The sequence below is a fragment of the Stieleria tagensis genome, assembly GCF_024129865.1.
GTDB classification, from domain to species: Bacteria; Planctomycetota; Planctomycetia; order Pirellulales; family Pirellulaceae; genus Stieleria; species Stieleria tagensis.
Map to the genome: position 1 here is coordinate 29,561 of NZ_JAMYFE010000041.1, position 16,105 is coordinate 45,665.

A 16,105-nucleotide genomic window follows, 5' to 3' on the forward strand; every position below is an offset into this window, starting at 1 on the left:
TCCGTGCGGGCGGCACAGATAACGCCAGGGTTCCAAGATTCCGACACCGATGATTGTTCCAACTGCGGGTTTGGTTGCTGATCGTGAATGTTGCCTACAGCCATTTCGGGGAGCTTCCCCATTGGCCATGAAAGACCAAATCGGAAAGTGGCCGCCGTTTTCTTGCCGACGATTCCCGAGCGGCCAATTCCTTTTCCGATTCCGTTTCCGGTTTCGCCGTTTGTGGATAGCCGATCGCAATCGCCGTGGCCGGTTCGAATTCGTCGGGCAGCTGATATTCCGTGCGGATTTGGCTGAGATTCACGCCGGCCATCTGGTGAACCTGCAATCCTAATGTGGTCGCTTGCAATGCCAGGTGCGCAGCGGCCTGACCCAAATCGTGCAAGGCGACTCGGTTGGGATTTTCGTTGCGAGAAAACTTCGTGCGAAAGGCCGTCAAAATGATTGCACCGGCATGGCGTGCCCAGGCCTGGTTGGCCTCCATCAAACAGCCCAACGCTCGATCAAATTCCGCCTGATCGTCGCGCATCGCGATCATGAAACGCCAGGGCTGTTCATTAAAACTACTCGCGGCCCAACTGGCCGCCTCAAAACAGCTCGCTAATTTTTCCGGCTCAACACCTCGCGAATCAAAGCGGTACGGGCTCCAACGTTGCTGGACCGAATCGATCAAATTCCGTTGTGTAGGATTGACTGTCATACAAGGGCAAAAATGGTTTGCGGAAATACACGTGGACACATCAAATAGAACAAAATTTCCACGGCCGCGGGTCTGCGAATTCATTGCATTGTTTGACCCGACGATGCACAGCATACCGACTTCCCGCCAAGGGTTGTCGACCGCAGCAGTCAATTTCCTAGGCTTCCGCGTGAAAGCGTGACCAAGCCGCGTTCACGACAGACTGGAAAAGCGGCCATCTCACGACGGATAACCGCCAAAGCATTCTGATTGGACTGCGCCGCCGAACGCAAACAACAGCCCAATGTTTTCTGGCTGATCCCTTCGGCCATCACGCCGGCACCGCAGGCCAATAGCGTCTCGCCCTCGCCCAATTGAAACGTGGACTCGTAACAATCGGCATCCATCGAAGTCGCCAACGGTCGGCCGCCGCTGGCGATTAAGGGACGGTATCCGTAGTTGCCCGCGATCAAACCATCGATATTCCCCGACACCGCGACTTCACCCTCGCCGCTTTGCGGGTCAATTCGTGCATACAACAGCGACACCAACTGTTCGGCGCTGTTGGTTTGCCACAGCGTGTCGTTGATGCGTTGCATGATCTGAAGCGGTGTGTGACGGTAATTGCAATGGGCGGCCAATGCCGCCCGCGCCGTGGCGGCAATCATCGCGCCACCGGCATGCGTTTGCTCGGCCTCGGCGATCGCCAGCATCAATGACCCGTCGGGCAAAACGTCCCAGGCGTGCCATCCGATCGACCAATCACTCGGGGATTCGATCATGCCATCGACAAACCAGCCCGGCGCCAAATGATTGCCGGCCGACAGTGCGGTGAATTGCCACGCCGCGATGTCCGCCACCGCGGCCAAGGATTTCCGGTTGCGTTGTTCTTGGCGGGACTGCGCCGCACGGGACAGCTGCAGTGTGATTTGCGAGGAAACCAGTTGCGCGATCGTCGCGATCGCGGGATCCAATTCACGCGGCTGATCGGCAAACAACCACAGCGTGCCGATCGGCAGGTCGCCTTTGAAAAGCGCCGTGCAAACCGCCGCCCCGGCCGGCTCCGGCGGATTCCAGGTTTCGCCGACCAGCCCGGTTAAGTCATCCATCAGGACCGCGTCTTGAACCATCGATTCCAAATCCGCGCGGCTGCCGCGCAGCGGTCGCGGTTGGTTTTTCAACCGATCGGCCGGCAATCCCACCACGGCCCGGGTGTTCAAGAATTGGGTGTCGTCATCCAACAAATACAGCGCGGCGGAATCAAATCCGGTCGCTTGAATTGCTTGCTGCAGCGAGTCGTGCACGGATTCAGTCACGGACTCAGCGACAGTCACGCCAAACGCAGTCGTCGCATGCGCGGCCAACTCGACCTCCTGGCGGCGGACCAGCGACTGCAGCTGGTCAATTTCTTTTGCCATCGATGTGGCGACCTTCGCCAACGTGGTGGCATTTTCTTTGACCACCGGCGGGTGCATGTCAGCGGGATCATTCGCCATCAAGACGCGTTCGATCGCCGGCAAGACCTGCAAGGGTTCCGTTTCGTGCTTGCGGTCGATTCGCCACCCGGTCGCCGCTGAAAAAGCATCCCAGAACTGGTCGGTGGAGGAACGTTGGTGGCGAAGTGCCGCTTTGGCGTCATCATCACGATGAAGCCTCAGATAAGACGGAACGGAATGGGACACAGGATGTTGCTCGGGCCAAAGGAATGCATTGGGAGATCCAGGCGTTCCATGCCGACTGATTTCGCACCCCTCCTGGATGCGCAAACGAGGTCTCCTGCAGCCATTGCCGTCTGGGGCGCCGCGAGTCCTCTTACCTGGAACGATCGTCATTGCCGCCAGGCGCAATCAACGGAATTGCCAGCAAAGTCACCGGAGACCTCCAAGTCGCCTGGATTGACCGATTTGGGCATTGGGACCGGTGCGGGCGACAGAACCGTTAAAAGTGGTGCAAACCGTGTCGCAAGCAAAAGTCCGTACAACGATTCGAATCCGGTCGAAAGAATCAATCAGTGCTTAGCGTTACAAGCAGGATTTCGACAACGCGGCGCGCTCAAGTCAGCTAACTGGGTAAAGGATTTCCCCATGAATCGACCACGCTTCACCACCGTTTCGTCTTCGCCAGCCGCCCGTGCTGTCACCGCCGCCACCTTCATTTGGGTCGCGTTGGCGGGTTTGGCCACCGCGCATCACCCCGATAAAGAAAACCAACCGGTGCACCCACGGATCGATTTGATCGGCCCGATCGGCAATCGATTGCCACCGAGCTACCGTCGGACCTACAACCGCCCGACGAAACTGGGAGGCCGAATTGCATACTGGATCGCCCCCAGCAGCCAAGAAGCGATGGCCTGGCACCACGCCAAACATGCCGGAGCCTACAAGGCGCCGAAAAAACACCTGCGTTTGGAACAGCACTATTTCTATCCCAAACCCTGGGAAGTCCTGCGCGTCGGACCGCGGCCGTCAGACGTTCCACCGGACGACACCGCACAAACGCAGTTGGATGATTTGATCGAGACGTTGGAAACCGAGACGATTCAGCCGGGAAACTCAGAAACACTGGATCCGGGCACGATTGAACCGGTTGAAATCGAAATCCCAGCACAGCGTGAAGATGAATTAGAGCTGCCGGATCTGAACCTTCCCAGCTTGAACGACCAGAGTCACGATGACGTGCAACTCGATTCGCCCTCGGATTTGACGGCGACACCGATTAAAAACGCGCCCGCAATTCGACTGGCCGCCGCCCCGATCAGCGCTGACGTGGTGCAAATCAAGGGCGTCTCCAGTAAACGGGCGTTGGTTTCACGCGACGACGTTTCACGCTCGTGCTGTTCCTCGCCATCGGCCAACCATTGACCATGCCCCGACAGTCTTAAAGTGGCGTTTTAAACGCAACCCGACGCGTGGGCGAGGGATTTTGGGCGTTAACGGGATCCCTCACTGACGCTTCGGGTTACCAAAAACCAATGCCGCACGCAAAAGTGCTACTTCGAGCGTTTCACTCACCCGCGCGTGCCGTTTTCTCAGGCGAATTCCCCCTCGCCCCGGAACTTTGGAATTTTCTTTAGAACCGTCAAAGTTTACCCAACCCATCACCGATAACTCCTTGTGGGCAAGGTTTCGTGTGGTTCATCTCGTGATGGTCCCGTGAAACTTTGATGGGGGGCTTCCATTTGGACTGCTCGCGAAAAGGTTTCGCGCTGGCTGTGATACTGTTTCACATTCAGCGATGAGATTGATCGCGGCCTAGGGAAGCTTAGGGCATGAATCGCTCGCTGTTTCAAATCGCTGCACACCTGCAACTCGTCTTGACGATTGCGTTGGCCACTGGATGCACGCCAACGCAACCGTTCTTTGTCAACGAGTCGCCGGATCTACAGCATTATCTCAACACTGCTACGTCGATCGAATATCCGGACGTCAATGTTGCCAGCCTCGCGGAAACGACCGAGTCGTTGCCGCCGTTGACCGTTGGTAACCACGACTACAAGTTCTGGGATTTGTCGCTGCAAGAATGCGTCAACATGGCGCTTCAGAATGCCAAGTTTTTCCCGACGACCGGTGGAACGTCGGAAGTGCGACAAAACATCGCCTCGCAATTCGTCAGCGGATCGGCCCAGCAATTCGGCAGCATCTACGACGTCGCTCTGCAACAAACCACGACTCAGTCGGCCGCCCTGGCGACCGACGGCAACGGCAACCGACTGTTGCCACGAGGCGTCGTGCGAGCCAACCAGATCGGTGGTGTCGAAGACGCGTTGGCAGAGTTCGATGCCGTCGCCAGTGGATTTATCGACTACTCAACCACCGACCGACCGCAGAACGTTGGCATCGCCAACACGATCAACCCGCAACAGTTGGTCGCTCAAAGCATGACCCAGCAATCGGCCATCAGCAAACGCCTGGCCACCGGTGGCGTTGCCACGCTGCGTCAACAAATCCTGTACTCGCGCAACAACACACCGATCAATATCACCGCCCGGGCGGTCCCCAGCGACATCACCGCCTTGATGGAAGCTCAGGTGCAACACCCGCTGATGCGAAATCGTGGGACCTACATCAACCGCATTCCAGTGATGTTGGCGGGGATGAACGAAGACATCTCGATCGCGACCTTTGAAGCTCAAATTCGCAACCTGGTCCGTGACGTCGAAGTCGCCTACTGGGACCTGTACCTATCCTATCGTGCCGTCTCCACCGCACGGATCGCCCGCAACAGTGCTCAGGTCACCGCGGAATACGTTCGCCAACGCTTCGAGCTGGGCACATCGACAATTCCAGAATTAACGCAAGCAGAATCGCAATACTACAACTTGGAAAAACGGCTGACCGGAGCACTCAACGGATCCAATCTTCCGGGCGAAGACCGGTTGGGTGTTTACGGCCGTGACCGTGCCTTGCGTGAACTGATCGGGCTCGGTGCCACCGACGGCCGTTTGATTCGCCCGATCGACGAACCCACCTTGGCTCGTGTCGAATTTGAATGGGCCGATTCGGTCGCTCAGATGCTTTACCTCAGCCCCGAACTGCGCAGCAAGAAATACCAGATCAAACAAGCCGAATTGGAACTGGCATTGGCCAAGAACCAAGTGCTGCCGGACGTGAACCTGTCGCTGCTGTACCGCTGGGTCGGCGTCGGCGACACACTGGGACCTCCCGGGGGGAGTGACGATCGGTTCCCCGCAGCCGGCAGCAGTGCCTTGGGTGAACTGACCAGTGGCGACTACCAGGAAGGTGCGGTGCGATTGGAAATGTCCCTGCCAGTCGGACTCCGCCGCGAACTCACACGCATCCGCAATGCTCAAATCACCTTGCGCAGCCGCACCGTGTTCCTACAAGAATCCGAGCGATTCGCGGTCAGCCAACTCAGCGACGCGATCGGGAAAACATCCGGCCACTTTTCACAGCTGCGATCAGCGGCCAACGAATGGCAAGCCACCGAACAGGAAGTCCAAGCTCGATTGACCCAACTGGAGAATGACCCGCAAGCCAGCGGTGCCAACTTGATCAACCTGGTGCTGCAAAGTCAGCAACGTCGCGCCGAAGCACAGATTTCGTATTACCGTGCCCTGGTCGAATACAACAAATCCATCAACTACGTCGACTACCTGCGTGGCACCCTGCTGGCCAACAGCAACATCACGCTCCGCGAAGGACCTTGGAACAGCAAAGCCTACTGTGATGCGTTGGAACGAGCCCGTGAACGTTCCGCCGGCCGCCAATTGCAATACGGTGTGACTCGGCCCGGCGTCGTTCGACGCGGCCCGGTTCAAAATGCCGAAGGTGCGGTGGAAATGAGCCTGAAAAGCAGCGGCGAAGTGACTCCGGCGGACGAACTTCCGCTCAGCGAAATGGGCACGCCCCAAGAAATGCTTGATCCCCAATCGCGGTCGCTGCCGAGTGTGCCGGAAGTCATGCCGAATGCAGCCTCGGACGCAATGCTGAACGCTCCCGCCACAACCGTCACACCGGGAAACACCGCCAGCGACAGCATTCTGGTCCCCGGCCAGGACCCCGGACTGGTGGCTCCGATGAACTACCAAGTCCCCGCCGACCAGCCGATCGGATCGGGTATCAACCCCGGTGCCAGCGGTGTCGGTGCCAGCGGTGCTCCGCTGCCGGTGTCACGCAAAAGCGTGCCGCGTCCGTCACAGCCCAAAGCTGCAACGACAGCCAATCCAGCGTGGTGATCTAAGACCACGACAACCATTCATCCGTAGGGCGGAGGAATGCCCGGCCACACCCGTCTCGCTTCGGGAACCATTGTGGCCAGGCCCACGACTAGCTCGAGTTGCACTCACAAGGTGCCTCGAGCTTTTCGTCGTTAACGGATCTCGTCGTAAATCAATTCGCCAGCGATCCAAATTCGGAACCGACGAATTCTCAGCCCCCGTGAAAAATCGATCTCCACCCGCCCCTGGCTGCGGCTGGCGTCGAGCGACAGCGGCAGTTCGAAATCAGCCTGTTTTTCGATCGCCAGCCAGCTAATTCGACTCCACACCCGCAGGCCGGCCAGATCGATCGTCTGCCGAAACCACCAACCCGAATACACAAACTCGGCTTGGATCGGATGGCGGATGTCAACCACACGGAACAGAAACCCGGACTGCTGCAGTGACGCGTGTTCAGTGAACACGCCCGGCTCGGTCGCCCTGGTAGAAGAAACAGAATAGGGATTCAGCATAAAACTAAAACTTGCTGGTCGGACTCAGCGGTGTTACGATTACTATAACTCCTATGTCCAGACTTCTTAGAATCTCTCAATTTGCAGGGTACCGCCGATGCGTTGCTTACTCACATGCGTCGCTCTCCTAGTAGCCCCACTCTCGTTGACCGTTCACGGACAGGGCTCCAGTGACGTTGTCAAACAGTGGGTCAGCCAGAATTCCGCAGGCCGAATTTCCGGTCGTGTCGTATTGCCCTACGACGGTCCAGCCGGCCAGATTGCAGTTTCTTTGGCGGGCACCGATGGCGCTATTTACGGCGCCACCCCCTCACCGACTTCGCCGGCCGAATTTTCGTTCGAGGGAATCCCTGCGGGGACGTACGCCGTTGTCGCCCGCGGCGAAGATATCTTCGCTTGTTACGCATTAAATATCTTGCCGCCTTCGCCAGACCCAATGGCGCCCGGCACCCACTACGTCGATCTGCGAGCAGCCTTTTTGGATATTTGCTCAGTCAAGAGCGCAGCGCTGCGTTATTTGCCAAACAGTCCGCCAGCCGTTGCTGCTCCCGCGGCGGCTACACCCGATGCTGCTAACGAAGCGTTGAATGAGTCCGTGTCGCCACAAATCCCGCAATCCGGTGGCGGTTTCTCCGGGCAAATCAATCGTGCCGGACTTAGCAGTGGCGGCGGTGCCGGACTAGCCAACGTTCTGATCTATCAAGACGATGTCCTGGTCGCGCAAACGGTCACCGCAAACGACGGAACATTTAAAATCGACACCCTGGCCCCCGGCGATTACTCGTTGGTCGCTGCAGGCCCCGATGGACTAGCCATCACCAGTTTTAACTTGGTCAACGAACTGATGTCTGGAAGCCCAGTTGCTGCAAACAACGCCGCCGAAACCGGCAATGGTGTGCGACTGATCGCACTACAAGGCGGTGGATCGGGCATGGGATTGCAACTCGCACCTGTTGGCCTCAGTTCACCCGTCGTGCAAGAATTGATCCTGTCGGATAACAACGGCAGTGCGCCCGGTCCCGGTCCCGGACTGCCAGCCGGTCCCGGCATGCTCGCTGATCCGCTGGCATCGCCCGGAATGGGTGGCGGATTTGGCGGCGGCGGATATGGTGGCGGCGGCGGTGGTGGTGGCGGAATTGGCGGCGGCGGCCTGGGCGGTTTAGCTGCTCTTGGTGCGGCCGGCATCGGAATTGCCGCAATCGTCTCGGACGACGACGACTCGCTGGACTTGCCACCGGTCGTCAGCCCAGTTGCCCCGTAATTCCAGGTTGCCCCGTAATTCCAGGGTTGATGAGGTATCGCTTTCGCGTCGGGCATGGTTTTTGGTAACCCGACGCGTCAGCGAGGGATCCCACTAACTCCCTACACCCATCGCTCACGCGTCGGGTTGCCATCAAATCGTTGGCTTCAAAACGGACGCGTCGGGTTGTCATTTGTGGGTATTTCGCCAGCATTTAGGGGACCACCCGCCGTCCCGAAGGCACAATCCCCCCCAATCGATAAAGCTCGCTCACGGGTTTACAAAGAATTTCGGGACTTCGCTGCCCTCACTCGGTAGCGTTGCCGATCTTCAGTGGTGGGGCTGGCGGAGGAAGGAACGGACCTAAATTCCGGGCGAGATGGAGCGTTACTCCGCGGTGTGCCTTTGGCAGCGTGCTACAGTCTGTACAAATGCGCCGTTCCCATCTGCACACCCAAGTTGCCTAAATTACCAAATTAGCGTCAATCGCGTTGAATTCCCTAAACCTGCTTCTATACTCTGGTGCAGGTGGGTTTCCGCCTCTTCAAAGATCGCTCAACATTCGACTGGAACCAGGAAATGAAACGTTTGATTTGCGCCGCTGCGGCGCTCGCAATGGTTGTTTCGTCAGGCTTTGCATCAGCTGCTGACGTCACCGAGCACCAATGGGTGCGGGCCTCTGATAACGGCAGCATCATGGGGCGCGTGATCGTCCCGCGTGGGGATTCGATCACTGCAGTTCGTGGTGCCAAAGTCTCGCTAATCGATCAATTCGGAAAATTCGCCGGCGTCACGACCAAATCGGACAAAACCGGACGGTTCACGATCAGCCACGTCACCCCCGGCGTTTACACGCTGATGATTCAAGGTGACAATGCATTCGCCTGCTGTGCCATGCACGTCTTGCAACCCAACGTACCGATCAGCGATCAATTCGAAGTCGCTGCGGGTGCCGTTGATTACAGCGTCGTCCGCAATGCGGTCGTCCGCTACCTGCCAGCCGGCCAACCGACCGCAATCGTGTTCGACCCCAGCGTGAACCCGCTGACGTCGGGACGTGTCGAGCCCGGTGTGTCGGCTCGCGTGACCCAATTCGAAGGTGGCATCAAAGGCCGTCTGACCCGCGCCGGATTCTCCGACGACATGGGTGCCAAAGACGCTAACGTGCTGATTTATCACGACGGAGTCGAAGTCGCTCGAACCGTCACCGACCAAGAAGGCAATTTCGTGGTTGGCAACTTGGCTCCCGGCAGCTATTCGGTGCTCGGATCGGGCAAAGACGGATTCGGACTGATGGGTCTGGAACTGGTTGGTGCGTTGGCCGAAACGACCGCTGCCAAAGCTGGAATCCAAGACACGACCCTGGTCGCTCAAGCAGAAGCGGCTTCGGAAACGTTCGTGATGCAAGTTGCTCCGCTGCCAAGTGCAGCAACCGTGATCGACGATCGGGTCATCAGTGAAGACCAAATCGGCACTGCCGTTCCGTTCGAAGGCACTCCCGGAACATCAACCGGCGGCGGCATGAGCGGCGGCGGTGGAGCCGGCGGCGGTGGTGGAATCGGTGGCGGCGGACGTCTGCTGTTGCTCGGTGGAGTGGGAGCTGGAATTGCAATCGCCCTCAGCGATGACGACGACAGCATCGAGCCTCCCCCGGTTGTCAGCCCGGTTGCACCGTAGTTAACAGCTCTCTCTGAGTTGCAAAATAACCAGCCGGCCCCAGTCGTTGTCTTGAGCGATGGCAGCCGGAGGCCCGGTTGAAAAACTTAAAAAAGCCGTGTGTGAAAACGCACGGCTTTTTTCGTGCGCCCCCAGATTGGAGTCGCGTTTCCGCGTCAGGCATTGTTTTTTAGTAACCCGACGCGTCAGCGAGGGACTCCCGTTACCACCCTAAAACCCTCGCTGACGCGTCGGGTTACCATAAAAGCGCTGGCTTCAATACTCACACCTCGACTTCCGGGTGATGATTGGCGTGTTTAATTCGATTGTGCGAACCGATCAACACGCTGGAATGCCACGAGATTGGATAAAAACGCCCGGACCTGCATCTGGGTTCTTTCGTCGCACTTTCCAGAACGTAACAATAGGCCGCTTCGGCAGTTGCCGTTTTGCGTCTCCATTCGGTGGCCTTCCAGCCGCACCGTTTGCTGCCCACTTTCCCCGCCCACCGCCTCGCTTAAAGACAACCCAAGAATGAGCGCTGTTGAGAATTCGATTTCCGATGACGTTGCCAAGAGCGCCTCGGACGCTCGTGACCGCTTGAACGAACACACACTCAAGATCGTGCACTGGCACTTTAGCGAAGAAACGGGCAGCCCGTTCTGGTTGGAAAAAAAAGCGGAACTCGGATTCGATCCTCTCAAAGACGTTAAATCGTTTGATGACCTGAAAAAGTTCCCCAACTTTGAAGACGAGTGGTTGCGTGGTGGACCGGTCGATCGCTGGGTCCCCAAAGGCCACGCTGGCAAACCGGTCTATGTGTTCGAAACCGGAGGCACCACCGGGATCCCGAAAAGCCGAATGGTGATCGAAGATCACTGGAAGGATTACGAATTGTTCAGCGATACCCTGCCGGACAAATATTTTCCGCGTGGCGCCAACTGGCTGATGCTCGGCCCGAGCGGCCCACGTCGCCTGCGTTTGGCCGTCGAACATTTGGCCCAGTATCGTGGCGGGATCTGCTTCTGTATCGACCTGGACCCGCGGTGGGTCGTCAAGTTGATCAAAAAGGGATGGATGGAACACCTGGAAGAATACAAAAAGCACTGCATCGACCAAGCCGTGACCGTTCTGACAGCTGGTCATAGCATCGAGTGCATGTTTGCCACACCCAAACTGTTGGAATCGCTCGGCGAAGCTCTCGAGGAACGTGGAACAAGCTTGAAAGAGGTTGGCATCAAAGGCATTTTCTCTGGCGGCACCGAATTCACGCCTCAGTGGACGCGATTCGCAGTCGAAGAAATGCTAGGCGGTCCGGTCGAAGAGGGAGGCGTTTACATGACGCCGACCTACGGCAACACGCTGATGGGGCTGGCCTGCAGCAAACCGATCTCCGCTGCCGATGGATACAAAATCAGCTACTACGCGCCGCAGCCGCGTGCCGTGACCGAGGTCGTCAGTTTTGACGATTACAACCAGGTGGTCGGGATTGGGGAAACCGGTCGCGTTAAACTTTACACTCTGACCGACGAATTCTTTGTGCCCGGATTCATGGAACGTGACGAAGGAGAACGTGAAGCTCCGTTCGACCTGTACCCTTGGGATGGTGTTAGCGGGGTTCGCCCGTTCCATGAACTCGCCAGTGCGACCACCGTCGGCGTTTACTAACAGGCACTCACCGCGGTTTGCGAACCATCGAAACAGCCAGTTTCGTAGCTGGACCCGCCAGGGTTCAGTCAGCCAGTTTCGTAGCTGGCCCCGCCAGGGTTCAGTCAGCCTGAACCCCAGCTGTTCCAGCGACGGGAAACAGCGCCAATCGACACCCTCACTCCGCCCTCTTTCATCACTTCTTTGACCCACTCTTTCGACCATGATCACTTTGCAACCGCTTCGTTGGGGCAAGCCTTACGAATCGATGGAAATCAAGGACATCGTTCACTTCGATACCGGCGAGCCGATCGCTAAATTCGGTTCCGTCGGGGGCGGCATCGTCGGCCGCGATATGAAACAGGCGCACAAAGCGCGTGAGGCGTTGCTGAAGTATTCGCCGGCCGAATTGATCGAGATGTCCAAAAAGGCGGCCGACCTGTTCGAAAATGCCGAACTGCCGGTCGGAGACACGACGCAGTCGGTGGACGAATTTGTGCATCAGCAATCCGCCAGCACCGGATTGCCCGAACACATGTGCCGATCGAACCTGAAAAAAAACAGCTTCGTCCTGAGCCACATGGACGAAATTCTGAACTGCCTGACCCGCGGTTTGGACCTGAATATCCTGAGCAAAGGTTATGGCGAAGAAGGCCGTGGTGTGATCGTCAGCTACCAGGCACAAACGCCGATCCTGGGTGCCATCCTTCCAAACAACTCCCCCGGTGTGCACACCCTGTGGTTACCCGCCATCCCGTTGCAAATCGGACTGGCACTCAAACCCGGCTCGCAAGAACCCTGGACGCCGTACCGCATGGTGTCAGCCTTCATCCAAGCGGGTGTGCCGGCCGAAGCATTCGGGTTGTACCCCGGCGGTCACGACGCCGGCGGCGCGATCATGACCAAAACGCCGCGCAGCATGATTTTCGGCAGCGCCCAAACGGTCGCCCAGCACGCCGGCAACCCCAAGGTCCAAGCGCACGGCCCGGGCTGGTCGAAAATCCTGATCGGTGACGACATCGTCGATGACTGGGAACTGTACCTGGACATGATGGTCGAAAGCGTCCTCAGCAACTCCGGCCGCTCCTGCATCAACTGCAGCGGGATCTGGGCCAGTCGTCACACACGCGAAATCGCACAGGCGATTGCGCAGAGAATTGGACCGGTCGACGTGCTTCCTCCGACCGACGAATCGGCCCAATTGGCCGCATTCACCGTGCCTGCGATGGCCACCGGCACACACGCCATGGTCCAGCAAGACTTGGCCGAGCAAGGTGTCACCGACATGACCGCCGAGTACGGTGACAAACTGATCGAGCGCGAACACTGCGCTTATCTGCGTCCGATGGTGGTCCACGCCGACTCACCCGAACGTGGCGTGGCGATGAAAGAATACATGTTCCCCTTCGTCAGCGTCGTCGAGTGCCCGCAAGCCGAAATGCTGCGACGTATCGGTCCAACCCTGGTCGGCACGGTTCTAACCCGCGACCCGGCGCTGATCGCTGCGGCCGGTGCGAGCGTCGATATTGACCGCGTCAACATCGGCCCAATTGCAACCAACCGTTTGAACTGGCTGCAACCACACGAAGGCAACATCATCGATTTCCTGTATCGATCGCGTGCCTACCAGACCGCCGACATGCCCGTCGCCGCAGGCGCCTAACGCCGTCCGCCCAACAACGACGCGCAAGGTTTGAACCTGCGCTTTCGCGTGGGGGCGTTGTTTTTTGGTAACCCGAAGCGTCAGCGAGGGATCCCGTCAACACGCTACATCCCTTGCTGACGCGTCGGGTTGCGATATAAGCGCAATTCAAAAAACTCATGCACCGCGTTTGCGACCCATTCGCTACTGGTGCGTGTCCAATGGAGCTGACTGAAACCAACGCAAATCCTGGCTTCGCACATGGATCCCGAGCTGTGTGTCCAGCCAGTCGTCGGCCGATCGCTGCGCTGCATCGATCGATGGCAGCACATCGGATTGATAGAACCCGATCGTCGCAGCACTGCCCAGCGCCGCTTCCGGGCCCGCCAACGTTTGACCTTGGTCATCGCTCCAGCCCGCTTCGCTTCGCCGTAGTGCCACGGTGTGAAACGGTGACTGGCCGAGTGCCGCTGCAACGGCTGGTGTGGCCGGCGCATCGCGCAACCGCTCTGGCGTGTCGAACTGCGCGATTTGCCCTTGTTCAATGACCGCGATGCGGTCCGCCATTCGCATCGCTTCGGCGCCATCATGCGTGACGTGCAAAGTGACTCCGGGCGAAGCCTGATGGAGACGCCGCAGGTCTTGCTCGATCGAGAATCGCAGAGTTGCATCGACGGCCGATAGCGGTTCATCCAATAGACGAATCGCAGCTTGTCTGGCGATCGCCTTGGCCACCGCAGCCCGTCTCAATTGACCGCCACTCAACTGTTCCGGCCGCCGTTCCAGCAAGTCCTGAATCCCAACCCGCTCGGCCGCATCAATGACTCGCCGCTCGCGTTGGAGCGCAGATAACTGTGTGGACAATCCAAACGCGATTGAACGACGAAGCGAAAAATGGGGGTACAGCCCATCGAATTGTGGCACCAATGCCACATCACGACGGCGGGGCGGCAGCGAGGTGACATCCCTCGAATCGAAAAAAATCTGGCCCGCTGTCGGCCGAATCAACCCCGCGATCATTCTTAACAGAGACGTCTTGCCACAGCCACTGGCCCCCAAAATGACCGCATATTCGCCTTCTGCGATGACAAAATTGATGCATCGCAGCACATCGACGCGGTCATAGCGCAACGAAATTTCTCTCAGCTGGATCGTTGACATACAATTAAAATAACTCGGACCGATTCGAATTCAAACGCCAGTGACACCCGCCTGCCTGTGTTCACCGCGGACGATCATAACTGATGATTTTCACGAAAGAGATGAAGGATTGATGAACCGCCCACCTCAAATCATACCGCTTGGCATCGTCCCAGTCGCGCCACTCGTGTTGACTGCGGCATTAATGCTTCACCACCCTTCGGCAATTCAAGCCCACGAGACCGGCGGCACGGAAACCGCGACCGTCGAAGCGGACAATGCCAGTGAGAAAGCGGCGGTCACAGATTCTCAAGCGACGGATTCGGAATCCGACAAAATCGTCGAGCCCAAATACACTGCTAAATCGAAAGCGGAACTGCGCCGACTGCTGACATCGATCGAGTACAAAGTCACTCAGATGGAAGAAACCGAACCGGCGTTTCGCAACAAGTACTGGAACAACAAGAAACCCGGACTGTACCGCTGTATTGTTTGTGGGCAGAGTCTGTTTTCCAGCGACACCAAATTCAAATCGGGAACGGGTTGGCCGAGTTTCTATGATCCGATCGCCCAGGATCACGTCGGGTACAAGACCGACTATCACCTGTTCACACCACGCACCGAAGTCCACTGCAGTCGCTGCAGCGCGCATTTGGGACACGTGTTCAATGACGGCCCCCGCGACAAAACCGGCAAACGCTATTGCATGAACAGTGCCGCGATGAAATTCGAACCAAAGTCCGAGGATTGAATTGATCAAGACGTAAGATCGACGGAGCGATCCACGACAATTGACCCGCTGTCAACTTTGCCGGTTACATCAACCTTCGGGATCTTACCAATCCGCGCAATTGTTCCCGTCGTAGGCGTTCTCGGGAATTTTTTGTGGATCGTCACGCCAACGGTCGAACCAGACTATCGGATTGAGTCTATTTGTACGTCGACGCGGAGCAGGCGATGAAGATGTTGTTTCGGCACCTGAAAATTACACCACAGTCGATTGCTGGCTGGGCCGGCCTTGGATTGGCCGTGATCTCATTCACCGGTTCGACCGCTTTCGCACAGGCCCCAACACAGCCGTCAGCGGAACCGTCTCCTGAACCGGTATCGATCGCGGCACTGTTTGGTGATGAACCCGACCCGCTTTCGCCTGCCAAGCAAACGCCCGAGTCACCGCAAGCGGACGCAAGACAATCCGACTACCGTTTAAACAACGCGTTGGATGCATTGTCGGACATCAATGCTGGCGACCGGATTCCGTCCCAGGTGAGTGAGACACGCTACGAATCCATCTTTGCCGATCGGAAAACGACCTATGACGAGGGTCGCTTTTTGATGCCTCCTATTGAAGCGCTCACCGTCAGTATGGATAGCATTGGTGAAGGGGATCAAAAGGGAAGTGTCCCCCCCGGCTACCTGAAGGGTGTCACCCCGCCAGTCACTGCGCTTCCTGAATCCGGTTTGGATCGAGGCCTGCCTTGGCAGTGGAATACGAGCTATTGGGCCGCTTCCAATACGTTCTCCCACCCGCTGTACTTCGAAGACAGAATGCTGGAGCGGCACGGCCACTACTGCCATCCCTGTCTGCAACCGTTCCTCAGCGGTGGTCGCTTCGCTGGCCAGTTTGTCATGCTGCCCTACCTGTGCGCGATCGACCCGGCATGTGAATGCGATTATACGCTGGGCTATTACCGCGCCGGATCCTGTGCACCCGCACTCAAACAACGCCCGCCCTACCAGCGTAAAGCCGTGGTTGCCGAAGCCGCCACGCTCGCAACCGGGCTCACCATCCTGCCGTAAGAGGTTGCGTTGCTCGCGTGGTGCAGCAACGCTTCCATGTGGCGTTCAGCTTCCGGCTTGCGATTCGCCCGGTGTGGTGATCGCAAGCTGGAAGCTTACGCCACAAATTGTC

General features: G+C 57.8%; 12 protein-coding genes. 8 read left to right on the forward strand and 4 right to left on the reverse strand.

Annotated features, from left to right (window positions below; all coding sequences use genetic code 11):
• Positions 1-94 precede the first annotated feature (94 nt).
• Positions 95-700: a nitroreductase family protein gene (locus NHH03_RS09365; protein ID WP_253155563.1), complete on the reverse strand. Its 606-nt coding sequence runs from the start codon at positions 698-700 to the stop codon at positions 95-97.
• A 149-nt stretch (positions 701-849) separates the two neighbouring features.
• The gene (locus NHH03_RS28145; RefSeq protein ID WP_253155564.1) at positions 850-2,361 is read right to left on the reverse strand and encodes a SpoIIE family protein phosphatase; all 1,512 of its coding nucleotides are present in this window, start codon (positions 2,359-2,361) and stop codon (positions 850-852) included.
• A 402-nt stretch (positions 2,362-2,763) separates the two neighbouring features.
• On the opposite strand from NHH03_RS28145, the gene NHH03_RS09375 reads away from it, so the two are divergent.
• Together NHH03_RS09375 and NHH03_RS09380 are read left to right on the forward strand one after the other, a co-directional pair.
• Positions 2,764-3,540 carry a hypothetical protein gene (locus NHH03_RS09375; RefSeq protein ID WP_253155566.1) on the forward strand — a complete coding sequence of 259 codons (777 nt, stop codon included), beginning with the start codon at positions 2,764-2,766 and terminating at the stop codon, positions 3,538-3,540.
• A gap of 407 nt (positions 3,541-3,947) precedes the next feature.
• Positions 3,948-6,374, forward strand: a complete 2,427-nt coding sequence (locus tag NHH03_RS09380) for a TolC family protein (protein WP_253155568.1) — start codon at positions 3,948-3,950, stop codon at positions 6,372-6,374.
• A gap of 134 nt (positions 6,375-6,508) precedes the next feature.
• Here NHH03_RS09380 and NHH03_RS09385 read toward each other — a convergent pair whose 3' ends face one another.
• Positions 6,509-6,820: a hypothetical protein gene (locus tag NHH03_RS09385; RefSeq protein WP_253155569.1), complete on the reverse strand. Its 312-nt coding sequence runs from the start codon at positions 6,818-6,820 to the stop codon at positions 6,509-6,511.
• A 145-nt stretch (positions 6,821-6,965) separates the two neighbouring features.
• Here NHH03_RS09385 and NHH03_RS09390 point away from each other — a divergent pair, with 145 nt between their 5' ends.
• The 4 genes from NHH03_RS09390 (at position 6,966) to NHH03_RS09405 (ending at position 13,074) form a co-directional block, all read left to right on the forward strand.
• Positions 6,966-8,129: a hypothetical protein gene (locus NHH03_RS09390; RefSeq protein ID WP_253155571.1), complete on the forward strand. Its 1,164-nt coding sequence runs from the start codon at positions 6,966-6,968 to the stop codon at positions 8,127-8,129.
• A 558-nt stretch (positions 8,130-8,687) separates the two neighbouring features.
• Entirely contained in the window at positions 8,688-9,785 is a 1,098-nt protein-coding gene (locus NHH03_RS09395) for a carboxypeptidase-like regulatory domain-containing protein (RefSeq protein WP_253155573.1), read from the forward strand.
• Between the two features lie 513 nt (positions 9,786-10,298).
• Complete coding sequence (locus NHH03_RS09400) at positions 10,299-11,432, forward strand: hypothetical protein (protein ID WP_253155574.1); 1,134 nt, start codon at positions 10,299-10,301, stop codon at positions 11,430-11,432.
• Positions 11,433-11,634: 202 nt separating this feature from the next.
• Complete coding sequence (locus NHH03_RS09405) at positions 11,635-13,074, forward strand: aldehyde dehydrogenase family protein (protein ID WP_253155575.1); 1,440 nt, start codon at positions 11,635-11,637, stop codon at positions 13,072-13,074.
• A gap of 183 nt (positions 13,075-13,257) precedes the next feature.
• Here the strand turns inward: NHH03_RS09405 and NHH03_RS09410 are convergent, their stop codons facing one another.
• Positions 13,258-14,214, reverse strand: a complete 957-nt coding sequence (locus NHH03_RS09410) for an ABC transporter ATP-binding protein (protein WP_253155577.1) — start codon at positions 14,212-14,214, stop codon at positions 13,258-13,260.
• Between the two features lie 112 nt (positions 14,215-14,326).
• Here NHH03_RS09410 and msrB point away from each other — a divergent pair, with 112 nt between their 5' ends.
• Both msrB and NHH03_RS09420 read left to right on the forward strand, forming a co-directional pair.
• Complete coding sequence (msrB, locus tag NHH03_RS09415) at positions 14,327-14,944, forward strand: peptide-methionine (R)-S-oxide reductase MsrB (RefSeq protein WP_253155579.1); 618 nt, start codon at positions 14,327-14,329, stop codon at positions 14,942-14,944.
• A 206-nt stretch (positions 14,945-15,150) separates the two neighbouring features.
• A complete protein-coding gene (locus tag NHH03_RS09420) occupies positions 15,151-15,993 on the forward strand; it encodes a hypothetical protein (RefSeq protein ID WP_253155581.1) in 843 nt (280 codons plus the stop codon).
• Positions 15,994-16,105: the final 112 nt, after the last annotated feature.

Excerpts from the sequence above, each read along its gene's own strand:
- NHH03_RS09365 (WP_253155563.1), bottom strand. The coding sequence starts at position 700 with ATGACAGTCAATCCTACACAACGGAATTTGATCGATTCGGTCCAGCAA.
- NHH03_RS09375 (WP_253155566.1), top strand. The coding sequence starts at position 2,764 with ATGAATCGACCACGCTTCACCACCGTTTCGTCTTCGCCAGCCGCCCGT.
- NHH03_RS09380 (WP_253155568.1), top strand. The coding sequence starts at position 3,948 with ATGAATCGCTCGCTGTTTCAAATCGCTGCACACCTGCAACTCGTCTTG.
- NHH03_RS09390 (WP_253155571.1), top strand. The coding sequence starts at position 6,966 with ATGCGTTGCTTACTCACATGCGTCGCTCTCCTAGTAGCCCCACTCTCG.
- NHH03_RS09395 (WP_253155573.1), top strand. The coding sequence starts at position 8,688 with ATGAAACGTTTGATTTGCGCCGCTGCGGCGCTCGCAATGGTTGTTTCG.
- NHH03_RS09400 (WP_253155574.1), top strand. The coding sequence starts at position 10,299 with ATGAGCGCTGTTGAGAATTCGATTTCCGATGACGTTGCCAAGAGCGCC.
- NHH03_RS09405 (WP_253155575.1), top strand. The coding sequence starts at position 11,635 with ATGATCACTTTGCAACCGCTTCGTTGGGGCAAGCCTTACGAATCGATG.
- NHH03_RS09410 (WP_253155577.1), bottom strand. The coding sequence starts at position 14,214 with ATGTCAACGATCCAGCTGAGAGAAATTTCGTTGCGCTATGACCGCGTC.
- msrB (WP_253155579.1), top strand. The coding sequence starts at position 14,327 with ATGAACCGCCCACCTCAAATCATACCGCTTGGCATCGTCCCAGTCGCG.
- NHH03_RS09420 (WP_253155581.1), top strand. The coding sequence starts at position 15,151 with ATGAAGATGTTGTTTCGGCACCTGAAAATTACACCACAGTCGATTGCT.